The organism is Thioalkalivibrio sp. (assembly GCF_041690275.1).
Taxonomy (GTDB): Bacteria; Pseudomonadota; Gammaproteobacteria; order Ectothiorhodospirales; family Ectothiorhodospiraceae; genus Thioalkalivibrio.
The window spans coordinates 1-16,010 of the sequence record NZ_JAWLHP010000008.1; the positions used below are offsets into that span (position 1 = coordinate 1).

Here is a 16,010-nt window from a genome sequence, read left to right on the forward strand (position 1 = left end):
TGGTCATCGCTTCCGGGAAGGTGACGTTCAGGTACTCGGTCACCCGCGCCGGATCCTTCCGGTAGGTTTGGTACACCGGCCGCTGCGCACTCAGCCCCAACTTGCGCAGCAGCCGACTCAGCGAGCTGGTGCTGAGCTCCACTTTCAGCCGGCTGCGGATCAGGTCGTGGAGCATTTTCAACGTCCACAGGCAGAACTCGAAGTTGAACTGCTGCGGCTGGCCCAGGGTGATGCAGTCATAGACCCACTTGGTCTGCGCTCCGCTCAGCTTCCGAGGACGACCCGAGCGCTTCTTCTCGTTCAGCCCCTCCCAGCCTTCGGCCCGAAACCACGCCAGCCAGTCGAAGACAGTGCGCTGGGGAACGTTGAAGATCCGGGCCGCCTCGTGAACGGGTTCTTGCCGGTTCACGATCGCCTCGACCACGTCGCGGCGCTTCCGGTTACGCGAGTCGATTCTGCTCATGCGCATATTATCTAAAACTGCGGGTACTTATGCAATGATTAATACCTGCTGCTTCCCTCGAGGCAAAAAAAAGAGCCCCCGAAGGAGCCCTTTTTTACAATGCCTACGCGAGGCGGAGCCCGCGACTCACCCGGCGGGCCATCCATGGTCCGCACGGGAAGCACCGCTTTCCTACCGGACACGGGGTCCCGCTTCAGGACCCGACGATGCCGTTGTTCTTCCGGACCACGACCAGGGTGCAGTCGCGCGGAATCTTTCCGCTTCCTTGCGGCGCCGGGAAGTTCGTTGCCGTCGGGTTACCGTTGCCCGGATGCTGCGTGTTGGTGAACAGCGTCTTTTGGTCGGGGGTCGTGGTGATCCCCGTGATCTCGTCGCCGCTAACCCCCATCAGCAGGCGCTTGTACTCACCGGTCTGGATGTCGAACACGACCAGCTGGTCCTGCAAACCGACCGGCTGACCACCGTCGGTTCCGATGAACAGACGACCGTAGGGGTCGGCCCAGGCGGCGTCGGGGTCCGTGAAGGTGTTGGCGCCGCCGTCGGCTGGCGTCTGGTACCGCGCGTACTCGAAGTCCACCGGGTTGTCGTCCCCGTCAAAGGAATCGGTCTCGGGATCGGTCGGACGGGTGTTCCGCGCGAGGATGAATACCTTCCACTCGAAGGATGTGGAGCTCGTATCCTCTGTGCGGATGATGTGACCATCCTGGTGATTGAAGATCGGATTGACCTCATTGACGAAGAGAGCCCCATCTTTGGTCGCCAACTGGTCCTTGCCCGTGTTGTTGGTCAGCGTCCAGTAGACCTCGCCCTCGGTGCCGATTGTCGTCCACTCGGGGCGGTCCATCTGGGTCGCACCGACGGCGTCGGCGGCGAGCCGGGTGTAGACCAGCACCTTGTCCTGAGTGTCAAGACCTACACCGCTGATGCGTGAATCGGTGAAGGTGAGCTCGACCCACTTGCCTGTGCCCTTGCCGTCCCCCTTATCGAGTTCTATGTCCCCGTCAAAGACGGCAACATAGAGTTTGCCGTCGTCCAGCGGGCTGTCGCCGGCGGCGATGGTTTCGCGCCACGGGCGGTTCGATTCGTACTTGTAGCAGTAGTCCCCGCGCTGGTCGTCACCCATGTAGGCGGCAATGCGGCCGTCGGCCAGCTCCTTGATCGCGATGGCTTCGTGCTTGAAACGGCCCAGTGCGGTGCGCTTGACCGGTTTCTTTGTGCCGTCGAAGGGATCGATCTCCACGCACCAGCCGAAGCGGTTCGGCTCGTTCTTGTAGTCTTCATTCGAAAGGTCGAAGCGGTCGTCGTAGAGGTGCCAGCCGTACCCGAAACCATTCTTGCTGAAACCATAGCGAACGTAACTCTCGTCCTGCAGCTGATCGAAACCGCCGACAGTGTCCGTATTCGAGCCAAAGTAGCCGTTGAAGTTCTCTTCGCAGGTCACGTAGGTGCCCCAAGGCGTCATGCCAGATCCGCAGTTGTTGGCCGTGCCCAAGTAGGGGTTGTTGGCCGTGTTCTTCAGCAGATCGCTATCCGCGGCCGGGCCCGAGAAGGCCATGGGCGTGTTGACGGTGATGCGGCGGCTATTGGGGCTCGAGATCGCATTCCAGTCGCCCCAGCGGTTGCTCGCGATGGCGACCACGGACACGCCGTGGGCGGCCTGCGAAAGCCGCACGTCTTCCTTGTTTTCCGGGAGGTCCTTGCCCAATACATGCGAGTTGCGACCGAACTCGTGGTTGACGCACAGCATGCCGGCGCGGCTGTCCAGCATCGCGGTTCGCGCCTTTGCCGGAAGCCTTTCGCCACGGCGCGCTTCCATTTGCAGCACCTTCGGCAGATTGGAGGGATAGAAGAACATGCCGTCATGGCCGATGCCGACCAGCTGCTCCTGATCTTCGGCGGTCGGCCGTGTATCGGGGTCACCATCGTATTCGGGCACGCCGAGCGCGGGGTCGATGGGCGAACCCCAGGGGATCAGCACCTGGTACTCGTAGTCCGGAGAGATGGTCACGGTCTTGCCTCCAGCCGCAACCGCAACGTCTGTGGACAGCGGTTTGAAGCCCACCAGCGTCTGGTTGGGCCCCCCACGGCCGAAGCGGCCACCGGGACCAAAGGCCATGGCCGGGGCGGGCACCAGGAAACCCGCTGCCGCCGCAGCGAGGGACCCTTTCAGCACCTGCCGGCGCGACACGCCGGCGTTGACGATGTCGCGGAAGCTGGGGTTGTCCGTCGGATTGGACGAAACGTTCTCGCTGTCGTCCAGGTTTTCGCTCAGTTCGGGAGAGGTGATGCTCGTCTTGTCGTCCATCGGTATCCTCGCTGAAGTTTGTGCCGCTGTCTCTGTGCCGGTCGCGCCCGACGGCCTGCAGACAACCCGCAGCCCGGTCGGTAAGCTCGGTATGCTAAGGACCGAGCTTTACGACTCCATAGCGGGTGGATGACAGTTCGGTGATACCCCAGTGGATTGGCGTCCTTGATCACTTGGCTTAAAGGTGGTCACAGAAGTGCTGAGCCAGCTAGTCCAGGGAGGGCTAAGCGATAGCGCAGGGTGTCTTGGTGAACATGGTCAAGGATGAGTCCAAACCGCTGGATAACGGTCCTTTTCCCGTATTGAAGGGCCTTCTTTGCGCCCGAAAAACGGGCATCTAGGCTTGGGTTCCGATTTCGCGCCAAGGGTCGAACCAGAAGAACTCGTTACTAGATCCGTTCGAGGCGTCCTGCGCTCCTCCCCGCCTGAATCCAATGCCCCTTGGGTGACTGCTCTGGAAGAACGTTGCTGACAGCGCGGAACGGCAGCGCAGAGACCGTTAAGGGCCGACCACTGCCACTGTCGGCCATCAGGGTCTCTTGCCGACCCTGAGCGGGCACCCGGTCCTCATGGGTGAGGGGCTCCAGTCAACTGAGGAGCGAACACCGCCGGGCTGTTACGGGAATGCTTTCGCCCGATGCCTCCGCGCGCCATGGGGCATCGTACCGGCCGTTCATGAGATGCTGTGCGTATCGCACGGTGTTTCTGGGCGTGAGCACAGACGATGAGGCCTTTTCGAACGACTGGTTCGGCTAGAATCACGGACTGCTAAACAACATGAAATGAGGAACAGCCATGTCGAATGTCATCCGGAAGGAGGAGGCGCATCGGCTGGTGGATCAGCTATCGGCCGACTCTACTTGGGAGGACCTGATGCGCGAGATCTACGTTCGCGAGGCCATTGAGAAGGGTCTCGAGGACGTTGAAGCCGGTAGAACCGATGAGTTGGGGGAGGTCAGACGGCGGTTCGGTCTCCCAGAATGAGAGTCCACTGGACTCGCTCTGCTCAGAAGCACTTGGATGCGATTTACGCGTACATCGCGCAGGACTCCGGGGTGTACGCGTTACGAACCGTGGACCGTATAACGGCAAGGTCGCGCCAGATTGGGACGTTTCCGTGGTCGGGTCGTCGTGTGCCCGAGTACGATCGGGAGACTGTGCGAGAGGTGTTTGATGGACCCTATCGCATCATCTACCAGATTAACGAGGCTCAGGTCGACGTGATCGCCGTGATCCACGGGGCCCGCGACCTCCGGGAGCCGCCGGCACACTCCTGACTCGTTGCATGTGGAGGATGAGGATAGGAAATCCAACCACCTTCGCCGCAATATCCCTTCGGCCCGGGGGCCTGTCAAGTCCCAAGGGGAAGCCCGTTCTGAACAGCGGCGGCAGCCTGTGCGGCCGAAATCGGCCCGCCAAGGGGTGGCGAGACGGTTTTTCCGTTGGGCTATGGGTGTGTTTGCGGAAAGCGGGCAACGGCGGGGCCAGCAGCCCAGCGGGGCTGCTTTACCAGGACACCCGCTGGTCGTACTCGTGCTCCGGCGCGGGCTGGGCGTAGGGTTCGCCGGCGGAGCATACCTCGGCATCGATGGCATGCTCCGTAACGTCCTCGTACCACTCCGGCGGCCCCCGGGCCTGGGCTATACGGGGCGGGGGCAAGGGTTCGCCGATATGCTCCAAGATGGCCCGAACATCCACCGCTTCGGTGATGAAGGTGATGATCCGCACCTCGGCCCCGCACCGCGGGCAGGTCAGAGGAAACGCCTCGTAGAGGCATGCTAGCAGCATCAGCGAAAAATCCGCCGGGAGCGGATTTTCGCGCAAGCCCCGCAGGGATGGGGGCGTGTCCCATGGATGGGACGAGCAAAGTGCCTCGGTTCGGGCTCCGCATGCGGGGGGACCCGCGCCTCCCACCACTCGTCCTACCCCGGGAGAGAAAGGTCTCCCGGTGGTTTTTCACCAACCGGTAGAGCGGTGTATCGGCGGGGCGACGGGGACGGTAGGAGGCGGGGACGCATCCTTGCGGTTGGATGGCCGTGTCCGTGTCGGCTGTCCGTGACGAGCAACAATACTGACAATATATGGACAGGATTCTCGTTTCCGCTACCGGCCGACAGGGCTGGTCGTCGATAATGATGGCTGTGATGGCGAGCGGCTGCTCTACCCTTGCGACGGGCCTCTCGGCCCGCCCGAGTGGCTGACCGGTTTGGGCCGGGTACTGCCTCTGACAAGAACCGTTAGCCGTTTGCTGCCCGCGCCTGCGCGCGAAGCACTCAGCACTTCACACTTCATGCTAGCGGCCGGCCCCACGGGCCTATCACTGAACGCACATCAGGGACGTCCTTGTCCCTTGGAGCATTACGCAGCCGCGACGCGGGATGCGTGTGACGCTCTACGGCTGAGTATCCGCTTATTCGTCGGTGACGGGGACGGGGAAGTCCACGATCGTCTTCCCGCCCGCGACCACGTTCTCGCCATTGGCTTCGTCTAGGATGGCTTCGTCGAGTGTCAGCTTGAGGTCGTACGCGCCCGGGCTCAGGAAGCCGACCGTGTAACGATACTCCCACTGCCCCGCGAGGTCTTGCGCAAAAACGTTCGCAGTCGTCAGGGGCTCTTCTACAGATGAGATCTCAACAGTCGTGTCGCCCCCTTCGTCGAAACCGGTGTCTTGCTCCGGGTCTGAGTTCTCCTCGACAGGGTCGGCGCTATACACGGACACCGACAAACCTGGGCAGCGGTCACCGTCTTGTGTGCAGGTGGCCGCCACGCCCGAGAGTTCCTCCTCATAGGACCCTACCTCGATGGACCCGGTGATGACGCCGACGTTGCTGTTGTCCACCAGCCGCAGGGCTCGACGCATCCGGTAGTAACCCTCGAACTGGTTATCCGGCCGAATCATGTTGCGGAGATCGAAGTCCACGGTGAACGAGGCCGAACCGCCCTCCGGGACCGTAAACCCGCTCACCAGCTGCAGCCCTGCCTGGAGTCCTCCAGGAATGGTCAAGTGCGCCCTGTCACCACCCTCGAACTCGATATACGAGCTGGTCGCGAAATTGGACAGGGGCGGCGAACTGGGGCCTGTCTCAGGTTCTAGGTAGAAGCGGATCCACGCATAGTCACCGGCCGGCACTTCAACCTCCTCGAACAGTGGCTCGGAGTTCTCCCCCTGCAACGTGAGCAAATCGACCTCCCGGACTGCGCCTTGTGTCGGCTCATCGACGGACTCGTCCACCGACTCTTCGACTAGGGTCTCGACCTCTGCTCCAACGGTATCGTCGGTAGCGGGCTCCTCGACCCGAGCGGGCTCGTCGAAATAGATCACGACCCGCTCCCCGTCATTAACAGGCTGCAGCTCGACATGAGTGAACCGCACGACCACCCTTTCCGCGCCCTGGTCGAGAGGCGAGTCGGTGACGGCCAGGCTCATCAGGCCGGTGCCATCGCTACTGCTACCACCGCCGCCGCAGGCGACGAGGCCCATCGCGGCAAGCCCCAATCCGGCAAGCTGGGCGAGCTTCCTGATACTGGTCATGGTATCCCTCCGGGAGTTACCGATACTATGGATTTACATCTTTTCAAATCCCATAATAGATCACTGGTATAACCTAGTGTCAAGACGCTGAGGGCGAAGCGAATCTCTATGCGCTTAGGGCCCGGCGCTACGTGGCCAGGCCTTCGTCAGTCGCCCTTAGTGCTGGGCACCAAACCCGAAGCACGCCACCCAGAGCACGAAGCGTGAAGCGCCTCGATCTCCGTGCTCCAGACACCAGTGGAGGACTTTCGCGTTCTGGATTAGCTGCGCCCGCGCGCTGTCACCTTGGGCCAGGCAGCGGCGCATTCAACGTCCTGCAAGATCGCGGATCCCGCAATCTCCTTCGGCAAAAAGCCCCGGCGATGCCGGGGCTTCGTTACGAGGCGTCCGTGCCCTGATAGCTGGGAGAGGGGCGTTCCAAGCGCTGCTCACTTCCAGCCGTTCCGTTGCGCCTCGGGTTATTCGGCTTCCCCCTCCTCGCCGCAAACGTCGGTCTTCTCGTAGTTCTGGCGACCGCCACGTCCCTTGGCAACACCTGGGTCCATGGCCTTTACGAAGACACCGACCAATTCACTGTCGGTGATGGTGAACGCATCACTTTCACCCAGCTCATTCAGTTCGACCAGTGCCTCTTCCGTCGCCTCTGCGATCGCTGCTTCCACATCCGCGATTTGGGCCTGGCATGCGCCCGCAGAACCGCTCTCTTCTGCCGGGTCCGGGCTAGTGAGGTTGGGGCATGCGTAGACCATCCTGGTTGGCATCGCCGTTTCGAGATCCAGTCGCGTGAGTTCGATCTCCAGCTCCAGCGGGCCGAAGACTTGTGTGCCATTGATCGTTCCTGTGACGGAATAGACGGCGTCGCCGCCGAATTGGGTTTGCTTGCCGCCGTCATCCCAGGTCCATCCTGCATTTTGCTGGACATCATTGTTGACGCCGCCTTCTTCACAGCCACCCGGAACAACGGTCAGGAGCGGATCCGGTGCGTTGTTGGCCGAAGCCATGGGTACAGCGGCAAACGAAAGCGCCGCGGCTGTCGCGATTGCTAGGTTCTTCAAGGTCATTGCGTGTTCCTCATGTTGGTCATGAGGGGCGGAATACCCGCTGCTGGGCAGTGGCTTCGGTCGGGGTCTCCGCATCCGTGGCGGGCCCCTTTCCTCCCGCGACTCGGGTCGGTCGTTAAACGGCCAGCACCCTGATCGCGGGAGGCGTTGGAGAAGCCTTCATCCGACCGGCATCTCGAGTAGTGCGCACCTCGTTATCGGCAACCCCGCTATCCGAGGATGGAAACCCCGGACCGGAGGCTTTGTGTCCCCGCCTTACGACGGGTTTACCTTCGTCTCAACGAGAGAGCATTCCCTCGCCACCTCAAAAAATAGACCACACGAATTAAAGGTTCAAACTTTTAAATATAGATCCTTCGGATTGTTCCGCGCCCGGCTCCAAGGGCCTGGTCTCGCTTCGCACGCCCCGTGGCAATCGCGTAGCGAAACACGGCCGACAACGCGGTTCGTGTCCGGTGTGCGGTATCGATGCGGCCCGTCTGCTCGATCGCCCGCAGAACGGGCAGGATGTCAGCCGGCCCAATCTCCTCGATCGGCGTCAAACCGAGTTTCGGGGACACATACAGCTCCAGACGCCGCAAGGTCCGCTCGGCCTGTTTCCGGACGACCTCGTGTCGGTAGAGGGACTCATGCCACTCACGCGCCACGGTCTCCAGGGCGCGTTCCGTGCTATTGGCCGCAGAGCGCTTCTGCGCCCGGCGCTTGGCGGCGGGATCGATGCCGTCGCGGATCTGCTCGAGATAACCGTCACGCTTGCGGCGAGCTTCCGCCACCCCTACCACCGGATACTGGCCGAGGCTGATCAGCTTGGACTTGCCGGCGAACTGGTAGCGCAGCCGCCACAGCTTCGAGCCGCTCTTGGCGACTTCGAGGTACAGGCCGCGCTGGCCGTACTGTTTGTACGCCTTACCAGTTGGCTTCAGCGACCGGATCTTCAAATCGGTGAGCATGTGGGGTAGAGCCTCTGTGGGTTTCGGAACATACCCCACTTTCTACCCCACCTCATCGGGGGCTGCGAACGTCAGCAACCGCAAGCGATTTGGAGATTACGGACCTAAGCGATTGGTTTCATTGGGACAGGAGAGACCTCCTGAGACCCATGAAACGAGTGATGGAGGCTGGGGTCGGAATCGAACCGGCGTACACGGCTTTGCAGGCCGCTGCATAACCACTCTGCCACCCAGCCGGGGTGCGGGACCTCTTCAGGACGCGGTGTGTGGCGCCCTAAACGCAGAACCCCGGCGGTACCGGGGTTCGCGGTATTCCGGAGCGGGAAACGAGACTCGAACTCGCGACCCCAACCTTGACAAGGCCCTCGACGCTCCTAATACCACGGTGTACCCCGGTATTCTAGCAAGAATCGAGGCTGAATTACACGCCGATAAGCGCCACCGGGCCCTGGTAGTTCGCGCGCAAAGCCGGTGCCGGCCCTGCCCCCGGCTCAGTCTGCCAGGAAACTCCAGGTCCGAACTGTTTGCCACCATGGGAAGCTTACGCCTGTGCCGGTCGCGACCAGCGTGGAACGGGGGTTTGGGCCACACAGTCGCTCGAAGGCCCTGAACTGGTGACGGTACGGGGTGAACGACAGATCGATCCGATCGAACGGCAGCCTGGCGCTCGGCTCCATGCGCCGAAACGGAAGACCCAACCCAAGGTATGGCCCTTGAAGATCGCCGCTGACTCGGTGAGGAGATCGTCGAGCATGGTGCCGCCGTCGTCGCGCCGGAACCCCGGCGTAGTCGTCGGAAAGCTCGCGTACAGGAAGCGCCGGATCCCCTCCTGCAACTCACTCGCGACGATAGAGGGGATCATGACAACGGCACAGCGAGGCCGAGGATCTTTGCGGCGCGGGCGAGGCGTTGGTCCGCGCAGGCAAACGCCACCGGCCGTTCGGCTTCGGTCGCGAGTTCCTGTGCTGCGGCGAGCTGGACTGCATCGTAGCCGCGCAGCGCAAAGGCATCGGCGAATTCGCCGGCCCTTTCCACCAGCGATTGGCCCACATCCAGGATCAGGTAGTGGCTCCAGTCCTCCGCCAGCGCCTGCCTTGCATTATCGACAGCCGGCGCATCCGCAGGCACCTCGCGGGCCCGCCGCGCCAAGGCCGCGTGGAACTCCGCCCAGGCGATCCGGACCACTGCCACAGCTTCGGCTCGGCCACGAGTGCATGCATCTGATCGCTCTGCGGCTCGACGATGTAGAGCTTCACCAACGCCGAGGTATCGCAGAACAGAATCAACCGCGGTCCTCTTGTACCAGGTCCGAAACCAACGGCCCACCGGACGACAGACGAACCGAAGCGCCGGTCGGCTTGCTGCCATCCCATTGCGCCAGGCCCTGGGCCAGCAGCCGGTCGATGCCCTGCTCCTGCCCGCTGGACGCGGTCACCAGCCGTGCCACGACCTTGCGATGCGACGAGATCTCGACGGCGCGCCCGGCCCGCGCCTCGGCCAGGTAGCGCGACAGGTGGGCCTTGAATTCACGCACAGACACGCGCATCTGTGGTCACCAATGATTGCGAATACGGAAATAGGGACACAATACGACATCAGCGGTCAAGTCCGAGTCGTATCCTTCCGCTGGCTAAAACGGCGCAGCTTCATCGACCACACAGCGCCCGGCGGAACCTCATCCCTTTGGGCAACCCGAAAGGCTGATGCGGCGCAAGTTCAGTCATCCGCCAGACGTCACTCGGGGTCGTGCGGAGGTCTGTGGTTTCGCCCGGCGCTGTGTGGCGGATGACGCTTCGCTCTTGCGTCCTACGAGTAGAAGTAACCAGGGCGCTGCGGTCCCGGTGCATCGAGGATTGGGTCGGATACCTGAATTCGAGGGTCAAGCCAATCCGCCTTCGCTCCTACCCAGGCAAGCCACTCATGAAGTTCGGGCCCGGCCACGACCTGACCCAGCCGCTTCTCGAGTTCGGTCCTCGCTGTATCCTTCCAGCTCCGAGAAGGGTAATGGCCAACCGTAATCATCAGGCGGCCCGTCGGATGATAGTCGAACCTCGGAACACGCGGATACGGAATCTCAGGATTCCAACGGGCACGGCTGTCCAAGTAGCGACGCAAGGCACGCTTCTCCGCCGGCATGCGTACTTGTAGATCGACTGGAGTTGGGAGATGTAGCGCTTGAGGGTGGCACCGGCCAGCGGCTTGCCCGCCGGGGTGGTGGTGCCGTTGCGGATCGGCTTAAGCCGACCGGGTTCCGCCAGCCCTACAAGGGCGGCACCCGCCGCGTCGGGGGTGATGTCGGCGAGTTCGCGATCGGCGAATTTCTGGAACGAGAAGTGCAGGCGGGAAAGGGTGGCGCGGTCGTACTCACGCGCGGCCAGGAAGGCCTCGACAACGTCCTTCAGAGTACTCATTTTCTGCTCTCCGTCTCGCGAAACGTTCAGAACCCTGACTGAACGCCGTGGCGGCGCGAAAACCGAGAGATTTCAAGAACTTGGAGCGGGAAACGAGACTCGAACTCGCGACCCCAACCTTGGCAAGGTTGTGCTCTACCAACTGAGCTATTCCCGCATCGGTCACAGGCCGCGTATTGTACAGACTCCGCGGGGCCCGTCAATAGACATCTCAACGGGCTGATTTCCCGACGATTGTCGGTTGCAGTACCCGGGAGCTCCGCCTCCCGCGGCAGCCCTGCGGGAGGGGTCCAGGAACGGGTGCTTATGGCGTGTGACGCGGCGTGGCTGATTGGCAGGCTGTATCATCGCGTCGTCGTTAACGTAAATGTCGCAGCTCTTCGCTCTTTCGCGTGCGCGAGAGGGAACGGGGGTGGGGGTGGGGGTGGGGCCGGGAACGGCGTCGCACCCCTACCCCAGCCCTCCCCCGGCAAGCGAGGGAGGGAGATTCGCATCGTCAGGCAGCGCAGGGTGAGGGTCATGAACGACTACAACCGGAATCGGCGGCGCACGCTGGCCGCGCTACTGGCGGGTGCACTCGCTCCCGTAGTGGGGTCTGCGTCCGCGGATGCCCGGCCGCAGGAGCCCCGGATCGGCCTCGCGCTCGGCAGTGGCGGGGCGCGCGGGCTCGCCCACGTGCAGGTGTTCGAGGTTCTCGATGCACTCGGCCTTCGACCACACCGGATTTCGGGTGCAAGCATCGGGGCCATTATGGGCTCGCTCTACGCGGCCGGCCTGTCGGCCAGCGACATCCACGACGCGATCGACAGCATCACCAAATCCCGTGACGAAGACTGGCTCGAGGCCCTGCTCTCGGGGGATCTGACCCGCTGGCTGAGCTTCCTCGAGCCCGGTACCGGCCCGGGTGGGGTAATCCACACGGACGGCTTCATCGATTTCCTGAAGGAGACGGCCGGAGTGTCCCGCTTCGACGAGCTGGCAATCCCGCTCCAGGTGGTGGCCACGGACTTCTGGAGCCGCGAGATGCTGGTCTTCGACAGTGGCGATCTCTGGCCCGCTGTCCAGGCCAGCATGGCGGTGCCCGGCCTGTTCAAGCCGGTCAACTACCGGGATCGGCTGCTGGTCGACGGCGGCCTCACCAACCCGGTGCCCTTCGATCTGCTTGCGGACTGTGACCTCATCATCGCCGTGAACGTGCTGGGCGTCCGAACCCCGGAGGGGGCGAACGATATACCGTCCTCCCTTGAAAGCATCTTCAACACCTTCCAGATCATGCAGAACTCGATCCTGTCGGAGAAGCTGAAACGGCTGGAACCGGACATCATGGTCCGCCCGGAGATCGAGGGCGTGAGAGTGCTGGAATTCTACCGCTTCGAGGACATCCTCCAGCAGGGGCGGCCCGCACGGGACGCTCTGGAGGCCGAGCTGCGCGAACGGCTCGGCCTGCCGGCCGCCTGAGCCTGCTCCGCTCAGGCCACCCGCCGGGCCGCAAGCATGTACTGCACCATGGATACGAGCGTCAGCACCGCGGCGAGGTAAAGCAGCCACTCGCCGATGAGGAAGACGGGAAGCGGACCGAGCGGAACCGCCCACAGCAGCAGGAAGATGGACACCATTTGCGCGCTGGTCTTCACCTTCCCCACCGAGGACACCGCAACCCGCGCCCGCTTGCCCACCTCCGCCATCCACTCGCGCAGTGCCGAAATCGCGATCTCGCGCCCGATGATCACGATCGCGGCGATGCTGATGCCAAGGGCGGTGGACGTGTCGACCACGAGCACCAGGGCCGCCGCCACGATCAGCTTGTCCGCCACCGGATCCAGGAACGCGCCGAAGGGCGACGTCACCTCGAGACGCCGCGCGAGGTAGCCGTCCAGCCAGTCGGTGAGACCTGCCAGCGCGAAGATCAGGGCCGCAATGATGCCGCCCCAGGGCGTGGGCAACGCGTAGAACAGCACCACCATCAGCGGGATCAGGGCGATGCGCGACCAGGTGAGCCAGGTGGGCAGTTTGCGTAGCATCTCAGCTCTCGTGGAAACCCTCGTAGATCGCCCGGGCCAGCCCCCGACTGATGCCCGGGACCTTTGCCAGTTCTTCGGGCCCGGCCCGGGCAATGCCCTGCAGACCGCCGAAGTGGCTCAGCAATGCGGCCCTGCGCTTCGGACCCAGCCCCGGTATGCCTTCCAGGCGGGATTCCCGGCGGGCCTTCGCGCGCCGGGCCCTGTGCCCCGTGATCGCAAAGCGATGGGCCTCGTCGCGAATCTGCTGGATCAGGTGCAAGGCACTGGACTGCGCCGGCAGTATAGAAGGCCCCTCCACCCCGCTCAATACCAGGGTTTCCAGACCCGGGCGACGATCCGCGCCCTTTGCCACCCCCACCACGCGCAGCCACTCCATCCCGAAGCCCTTCAGCACGTCCCGCGCCTGGGCCACCTGCCCCTTGCCGCCATCGATGAACAGGATGTCCGGCACCTGACCCTCGCCCCTTTTCAGGCGGGCGAAGCGACGCTCCAGCGCCTGGTGCATCGCGGCGTAGTCATCGCCCGGTTCGATCCCGGCAATGTTGAAGCGGCGATAATCAGACTTGATCGGTCCCTCGGGGCCGAAGACCACGCAGGAGGCTACCGTGCCTTCGCCCTGGGTATGGGAGATGTCGAAGCACTCCATGCGTCGCGGCGGTTGCGGCAGATTCAGGGCCGCGGTCAGGGCCTCCAGCCGCGCCTGCTGACCGGCCTTCCCCGCGAGATGCGCCTGCAGCGCGAGCCGGGCATTGCGCTCCGCCATCCGCAGCCACTCCGCCCGATCCCCACGCGGCGACCAGGCCAGGTGCACGCGGCTGCCCCGCCGCTCCTGCAGCAGGGCCTCGAGGGCCTCCGGGGCATCCGGGCGCCTTGAGACCAGCACGCGACGTGGCGGCTCCCTCTCCACGTAGTACTGCGCGAGAATCGCGGCCATGATCTCGGCGTCATCGGCCTCCTCCGGCAGGCGCGGATAACGCACGGTGTTGCCGAGGTTCTGGCCATTGCGCACGAAGAAGATCTGCACCGCGGCAGTGCCGCCTTCGCGGGCCAGGGCAAACACGTCGGCGTCACCCTCGCCGCCGGCCACATACTGCTGCTGCGAGATCTGGCGCAGGTTCGCGATCTGATCGCGCAAGCGTGCGGCGCGTTCGAAACGAAGCTCGCGTGATGCCTCCTCCATGCGCTGCACCAGGTCGCCGATCACCTCGTCGCTGCGCCCCTGCAGGAAGCGCACGCTGGCCTCGACATCGGCCGCGTATTCCTCGGGCTCGATGTAGCTGACGCAGGGCGCGGTGCAGCGCCCGATCTGGTATTGGAGGCAGGGGCGACTGCGGTGCGCAAATACGCTGTCCTCGCACTGGCGGACCAGGAAGAGCTTCTGCAGCAGGTTCAGGGTATCCCGGACCGCGACGCTGGACGGATACGGCCCGAAGTAGCGCACCCCCTTCTTCCGGGCCCCACGGTGAAAACCGAGCCGTGGATATTCATGATTGGAAACAAAGATATAGGGATAGCTCTTATCGTCCCTTAGCAACACATTGTAGCGCGGGCGGTGGCGCTTGATCAGGTTCGCCTCGAGCAGCAGTGCCTCCGCCTCCGTCTCCGTGACCGCAACGCGGATCCCGGCAATCTGACCGACCATCGCGCGCGTCTTCGGGCTGCGCTCGCCGGCGCTACGGAAATAGCTGGCGATGCGCTTGCGCAGGCTTTTGGCCTTGCCCACGTAGATCACGGCCCCGGAGGCATCCAGCATCTGGTAGACGCCGGGCGCGAGGGTGCAGTTCTTCAGGAAGGCCGTGTGGTCGAACGCGGGGGCGGTCTCGTTCATCGACTCAGGATAACCGTGACCGAATCTCCCGGAACAGTTCCTCGAACATCGATGGCGTAAGCCGCTTCGTCTGCGTGTTGTAGCGGGAACAGTGATAGGAATCGACGAGGAGCCTGCCCTGCCCGAGGTCGTGCTGCGCCCCGTGGGTAAAACGGCAGGCGGATGGCTTCATTGCGACCGCGCGGAGCACCGCCTCGTGCGCAATCCGGCCGAGGGCCAGGATGATCCGCGGCGACACGACCCCGATCTCGGCAGCGAGAAACCGGTTGCAGGTGCGCACTTCCGCGGGCGTGGGCTTGTTCTGCGGCGGCAGGCACTTCACCGCATTGGTTACGCGGCAGTCGTGCAGAACCAGCCCATCGTTCCGCGAGACCGCCTCCGGTTGACTGGCGAAACCGAAGTCGTAAAGGGTCCGGTACAGCAGGATGCCCGCATGATCGCCGGTGAACGGGCGACCCGTAGCGTTCGCACCGTGCATGCCCGGGGCCAGCCCGACGATCAGCAGCCGGGCCTGTGCCGGTCCGAACGGGGGGACCGGAGCCGCATGGTAACCAGGGTAGTCGCGACGGACCGCGGCGAGGTGCTCGGCGAGGCGCGGGCACCGGGTGCAGTCCGGGTCGAATACGGATTCGTCGCTCACCAGCGCGAGTACGGATGCCGGGCCAGTTCGGTGTTGTAGTAACGCGGATCCTCCGACACCTCTTCGCCCAGCCAGTCCGGCCGATCAAAGGTCTCGTCCGCATGGTCCAGCTCGATCTCCGCCACCACGAGGCCCGCGTTGCGGCCGGCGAATTCGTCGATCTCCCAGCAATGACTGCCCACCCTGACCTCGTGACGCGTCTTCTCGATCACCTGGCCAGCGAGCTCCGAGAGCAGCAGCCGGGCATCGTCCACGGGGACCGGGTACTCGAACTCGAGCCGCTCGACGCCGAGGGTGGCGCTCTTGACGTTCAGATTGGCGTCGCCATCCTCGATTCGCACGCGCACCGAGGCGCGCTTGTTGCCACACAGGTAGCCCTGACGCAGGGACCGCGACCGGTCGACGGATGAGCGCCAGTCATCGTTTTTCAAGAGGAACTTGCGTTCTATTTCGCGAGTCATTTGTTAGTTTTTTATTGCAACAGTCGGCGAAGGGTACCCCACCCGGGGACCCGGCGGGAATGCCCGCCCCGCCCCCCTGTGGGAGCGGCCTCTGGCCGCGATTGGTCTTGGTGGGTCTGCCGGCGCCGTATCGCGACCGGGAGGTCGCTCCTACGACCTGTGGGAGCGGCCTCCTGGCCGCGATCGGCCTTGGTGGTTCTGCCCGGCGCCGTATCGCGACCGGGAGGTCGCTCCTACGACCTGTGGGAGCGGCCTCTGGCCGCGATTGGCCTTGGTGGGTCTGCCGGCGCCGTATCGCGACCGGGAGGTCGCTCCTACGACCTGTGGGAGCGGCCTCC

The 16,010-nt window shown here is 63.7% G+C and carries 16 protein-coding genes, 2 tRNA genes and 1 riboswitch; of the genes, 3 read left to right on the forward strand and 15 right to left on the reverse strand.

What is annotated here, in order from left to right:
• On the reverse strand, positions 1–463 hold a 463-nt coding region (locus tag ACESMN_RS02400; protein WP_373051991.1), incomplete at its 3' end, for a winged helix-turn-helix domain-containing protein.
• A 193-nt stretch (positions 464–656) separates the two neighbouring features.
• Positions 657–2,768, reverse strand: coding sequence for a PhoX family protein (locus ACESMN_RS02405; protein WP_373051992.1), 2,112 nt, complete (start codon positions 2,766–2,768; stop codon positions 657–659).
• A 795-nt stretch (positions 2,769–3,563) separates the two neighbouring features.
• On the opposite strand from ACESMN_RS02405, the gene ACESMN_RS02410 reads away from it, so the two are divergent.
• Positions 3,564–3,752, forward strand: coding sequence for a hypothetical protein (locus ACESMN_RS02410; RefSeq protein WP_373051993.1), 189 nt, complete (start codon positions 3,564–3,566; stop codon positions 3,750–3,752).
• The gene (locus ACESMN_RS02415; protein ID WP_373051994.1) at positions 3,749–4,045 is read left to right on the forward strand and encodes a type II toxin-antitoxin system RelE/ParE family toxin; all 297 of its coding nucleotides are present in this window, start codon (positions 3,749–3,751) and stop codon (positions 4,043–4,045) included. Before ACESMN_RS02410 ends, ACESMN_RS02415 begins: the two co-directional genes overlap by 4 nt.
• 229 nt (positions 4,046–4,274) lie before the next feature.
• Here ACESMN_RS02415 and ACESMN_RS02420 read toward each other — a convergent pair whose 3' ends face one another.
• From ACESMN_RS02420 to ACESMN_RS02460, 9 genes are all read right to left on the reverse strand, one after another.
• The gene (locus tag ACESMN_RS02420; protein ID WP_373051995.1) at positions 4,275–4,556 is read right to left on the reverse strand and encodes a hypothetical protein; all 282 of its coding nucleotides are present in this window, start codon (positions 4,554–4,556) and stop codon (positions 4,275–4,277) included.
• A 622-nt stretch (positions 4,557–5,178) separates the two neighbouring features.
• Entirely contained in the window at positions 5,179–6,300 is a 1,122-nt protein-coding gene (locus ACESMN_RS02425) for a DUF4382 domain-containing protein (RefSeq protein ID WP_373051996.1), read from the reverse strand.
• 458 nt (positions 6,301–6,758) lie between these two features.
• A complete protein-coding gene (locus ACESMN_RS02430) occupies positions 6,759–7,361 on the reverse strand; it encodes a hypothetical protein (RefSeq protein ID WP_373051997.1) in 603 nt (200 codons plus the stop codon).
• Positions 7,362–7,557: 196 nt separating this feature from the next.
• Positions 7,558–7,642: riboswitch (cyclic di-GMP riboswitch) on the reverse strand.
• Positions 7,643–7,702: 60 nt separating this feature from the next.
• Entirely contained in the window at positions 7,703–8,311 is a 609-nt protein-coding gene (locus ACESMN_RS02435; protein WP_373051998.1) for a tyrosine-type recombinase/integrase, read from the reverse strand.
• Positions 8,312–8,473: 162 nt separating this feature from the next.
• Positions 8,474–8,547 (reverse strand) — tRNA-Cys (locus tag ACESMN_RS02440).
• Between the two features lie 622 nt (positions 8,548–9,169).
• Positions 9,170–9,502: a type II toxin-antitoxin system VapC family toxin gene (locus tag ACESMN_RS02445; protein ID WP_373051999.1), complete on the reverse strand. Its 333-nt coding sequence runs from the start codon at positions 9,500–9,502 to the stop codon at positions 9,170–9,172.
• Between the two features lie 91 nt (positions 9,503–9,593).
• Positions 9,594–9,845 carry a type II toxin-antitoxin system Phd/YefM family antitoxin gene (locus tag ACESMN_RS02450; protein ID WP_373052000.1) on the reverse strand — a complete coding sequence of 84 codons (252 nt, stop codon included), beginning with the start codon at positions 9,843–9,845 and terminating at the stop codon, positions 9,594–9,596.
• 487 nt (positions 9,846–10,332) lie between these two features.
• Positions 10,333–10,722 (reverse strand): hypothetical protein, encoded by a 390-nt coding sequence (locus tag ACESMN_RS02455; protein WP_373052001.1) that lies wholly within the window; start codon positions 10,720–10,722, stop codon positions 10,333–10,335.
• A gap of 81 nt (positions 10,723–10,803) precedes the next feature.
• Positions 10,804–10,879: transfer RNA gene (locus ACESMN_RS02460), tRNA-Gly, on the reverse strand.
• A gap of 362 nt (positions 10,880–11,241) precedes the next feature.
• On the opposite strand from ACESMN_RS02460, the gene ACESMN_RS02465 reads away from it, so the two are divergent.
• Positions 11,242–12,180 (forward strand): patatin-like phospholipase family protein, encoded by a 939-nt coding sequence (locus tag ACESMN_RS02465; RefSeq protein ID WP_373052002.1) that lies wholly within the window; start codon positions 11,242–11,244, stop codon positions 12,178–12,180.
• 11 nt (positions 12,181–12,191) lie between these two features.
• Here the strand turns inward: ACESMN_RS02465 and pgsA are convergent, their stop codons facing one another.
• From pgsA to ACESMN_RS02485, 4 genes are read right to left on the reverse strand one after another with little or no spacing between them, the layout of a single operon-like run.
• Positions 12,192–12,743, reverse strand: a complete 552-nt coding sequence (pgsA, locus tag ACESMN_RS02470; protein ID WP_373052003.1) for a CDP-diacylglycerol--glycerol-3-phosphate 3-phosphatidyltransferase — start codon at positions 12,741–12,743, stop codon at positions 12,192–12,194.
• A 1-nt stretch (position 12,744) separates the two neighbouring features.
• The gene (uvrC, locus tag ACESMN_RS02475; protein WP_373052004.1) at positions 12,745–14,571 is read right to left on the reverse strand and encodes an excinuclease ABC subunit UvrC; all 1,827 of its coding nucleotides are present in this window, start codon (positions 14,569–14,571) and stop codon (positions 12,745–12,747) included.
• 4 nt (positions 14,572–14,575) lie between these two features.
• Positions 14,576–15,211, reverse strand: a complete 636-nt coding sequence (locus ACESMN_RS02480) for a uracil-DNA glycosylase (protein ID WP_373052005.1) — start codon at positions 15,209–15,211, stop codon at positions 14,576–14,578.
• Positions 15,208–15,672 (reverse strand): CYTH domain-containing protein, encoded by a 465-nt coding sequence (locus ACESMN_RS02485; protein WP_373052006.1) that lies wholly within the window; start codon positions 15,670–15,672, stop codon positions 15,208–15,210. The genes ACESMN_RS02480 and ACESMN_RS02485 overlap by 4 nt, the downstream gene beginning before the upstream one ends.
• Positions 15,673–16,010: the final 338 nt, after the last annotated feature.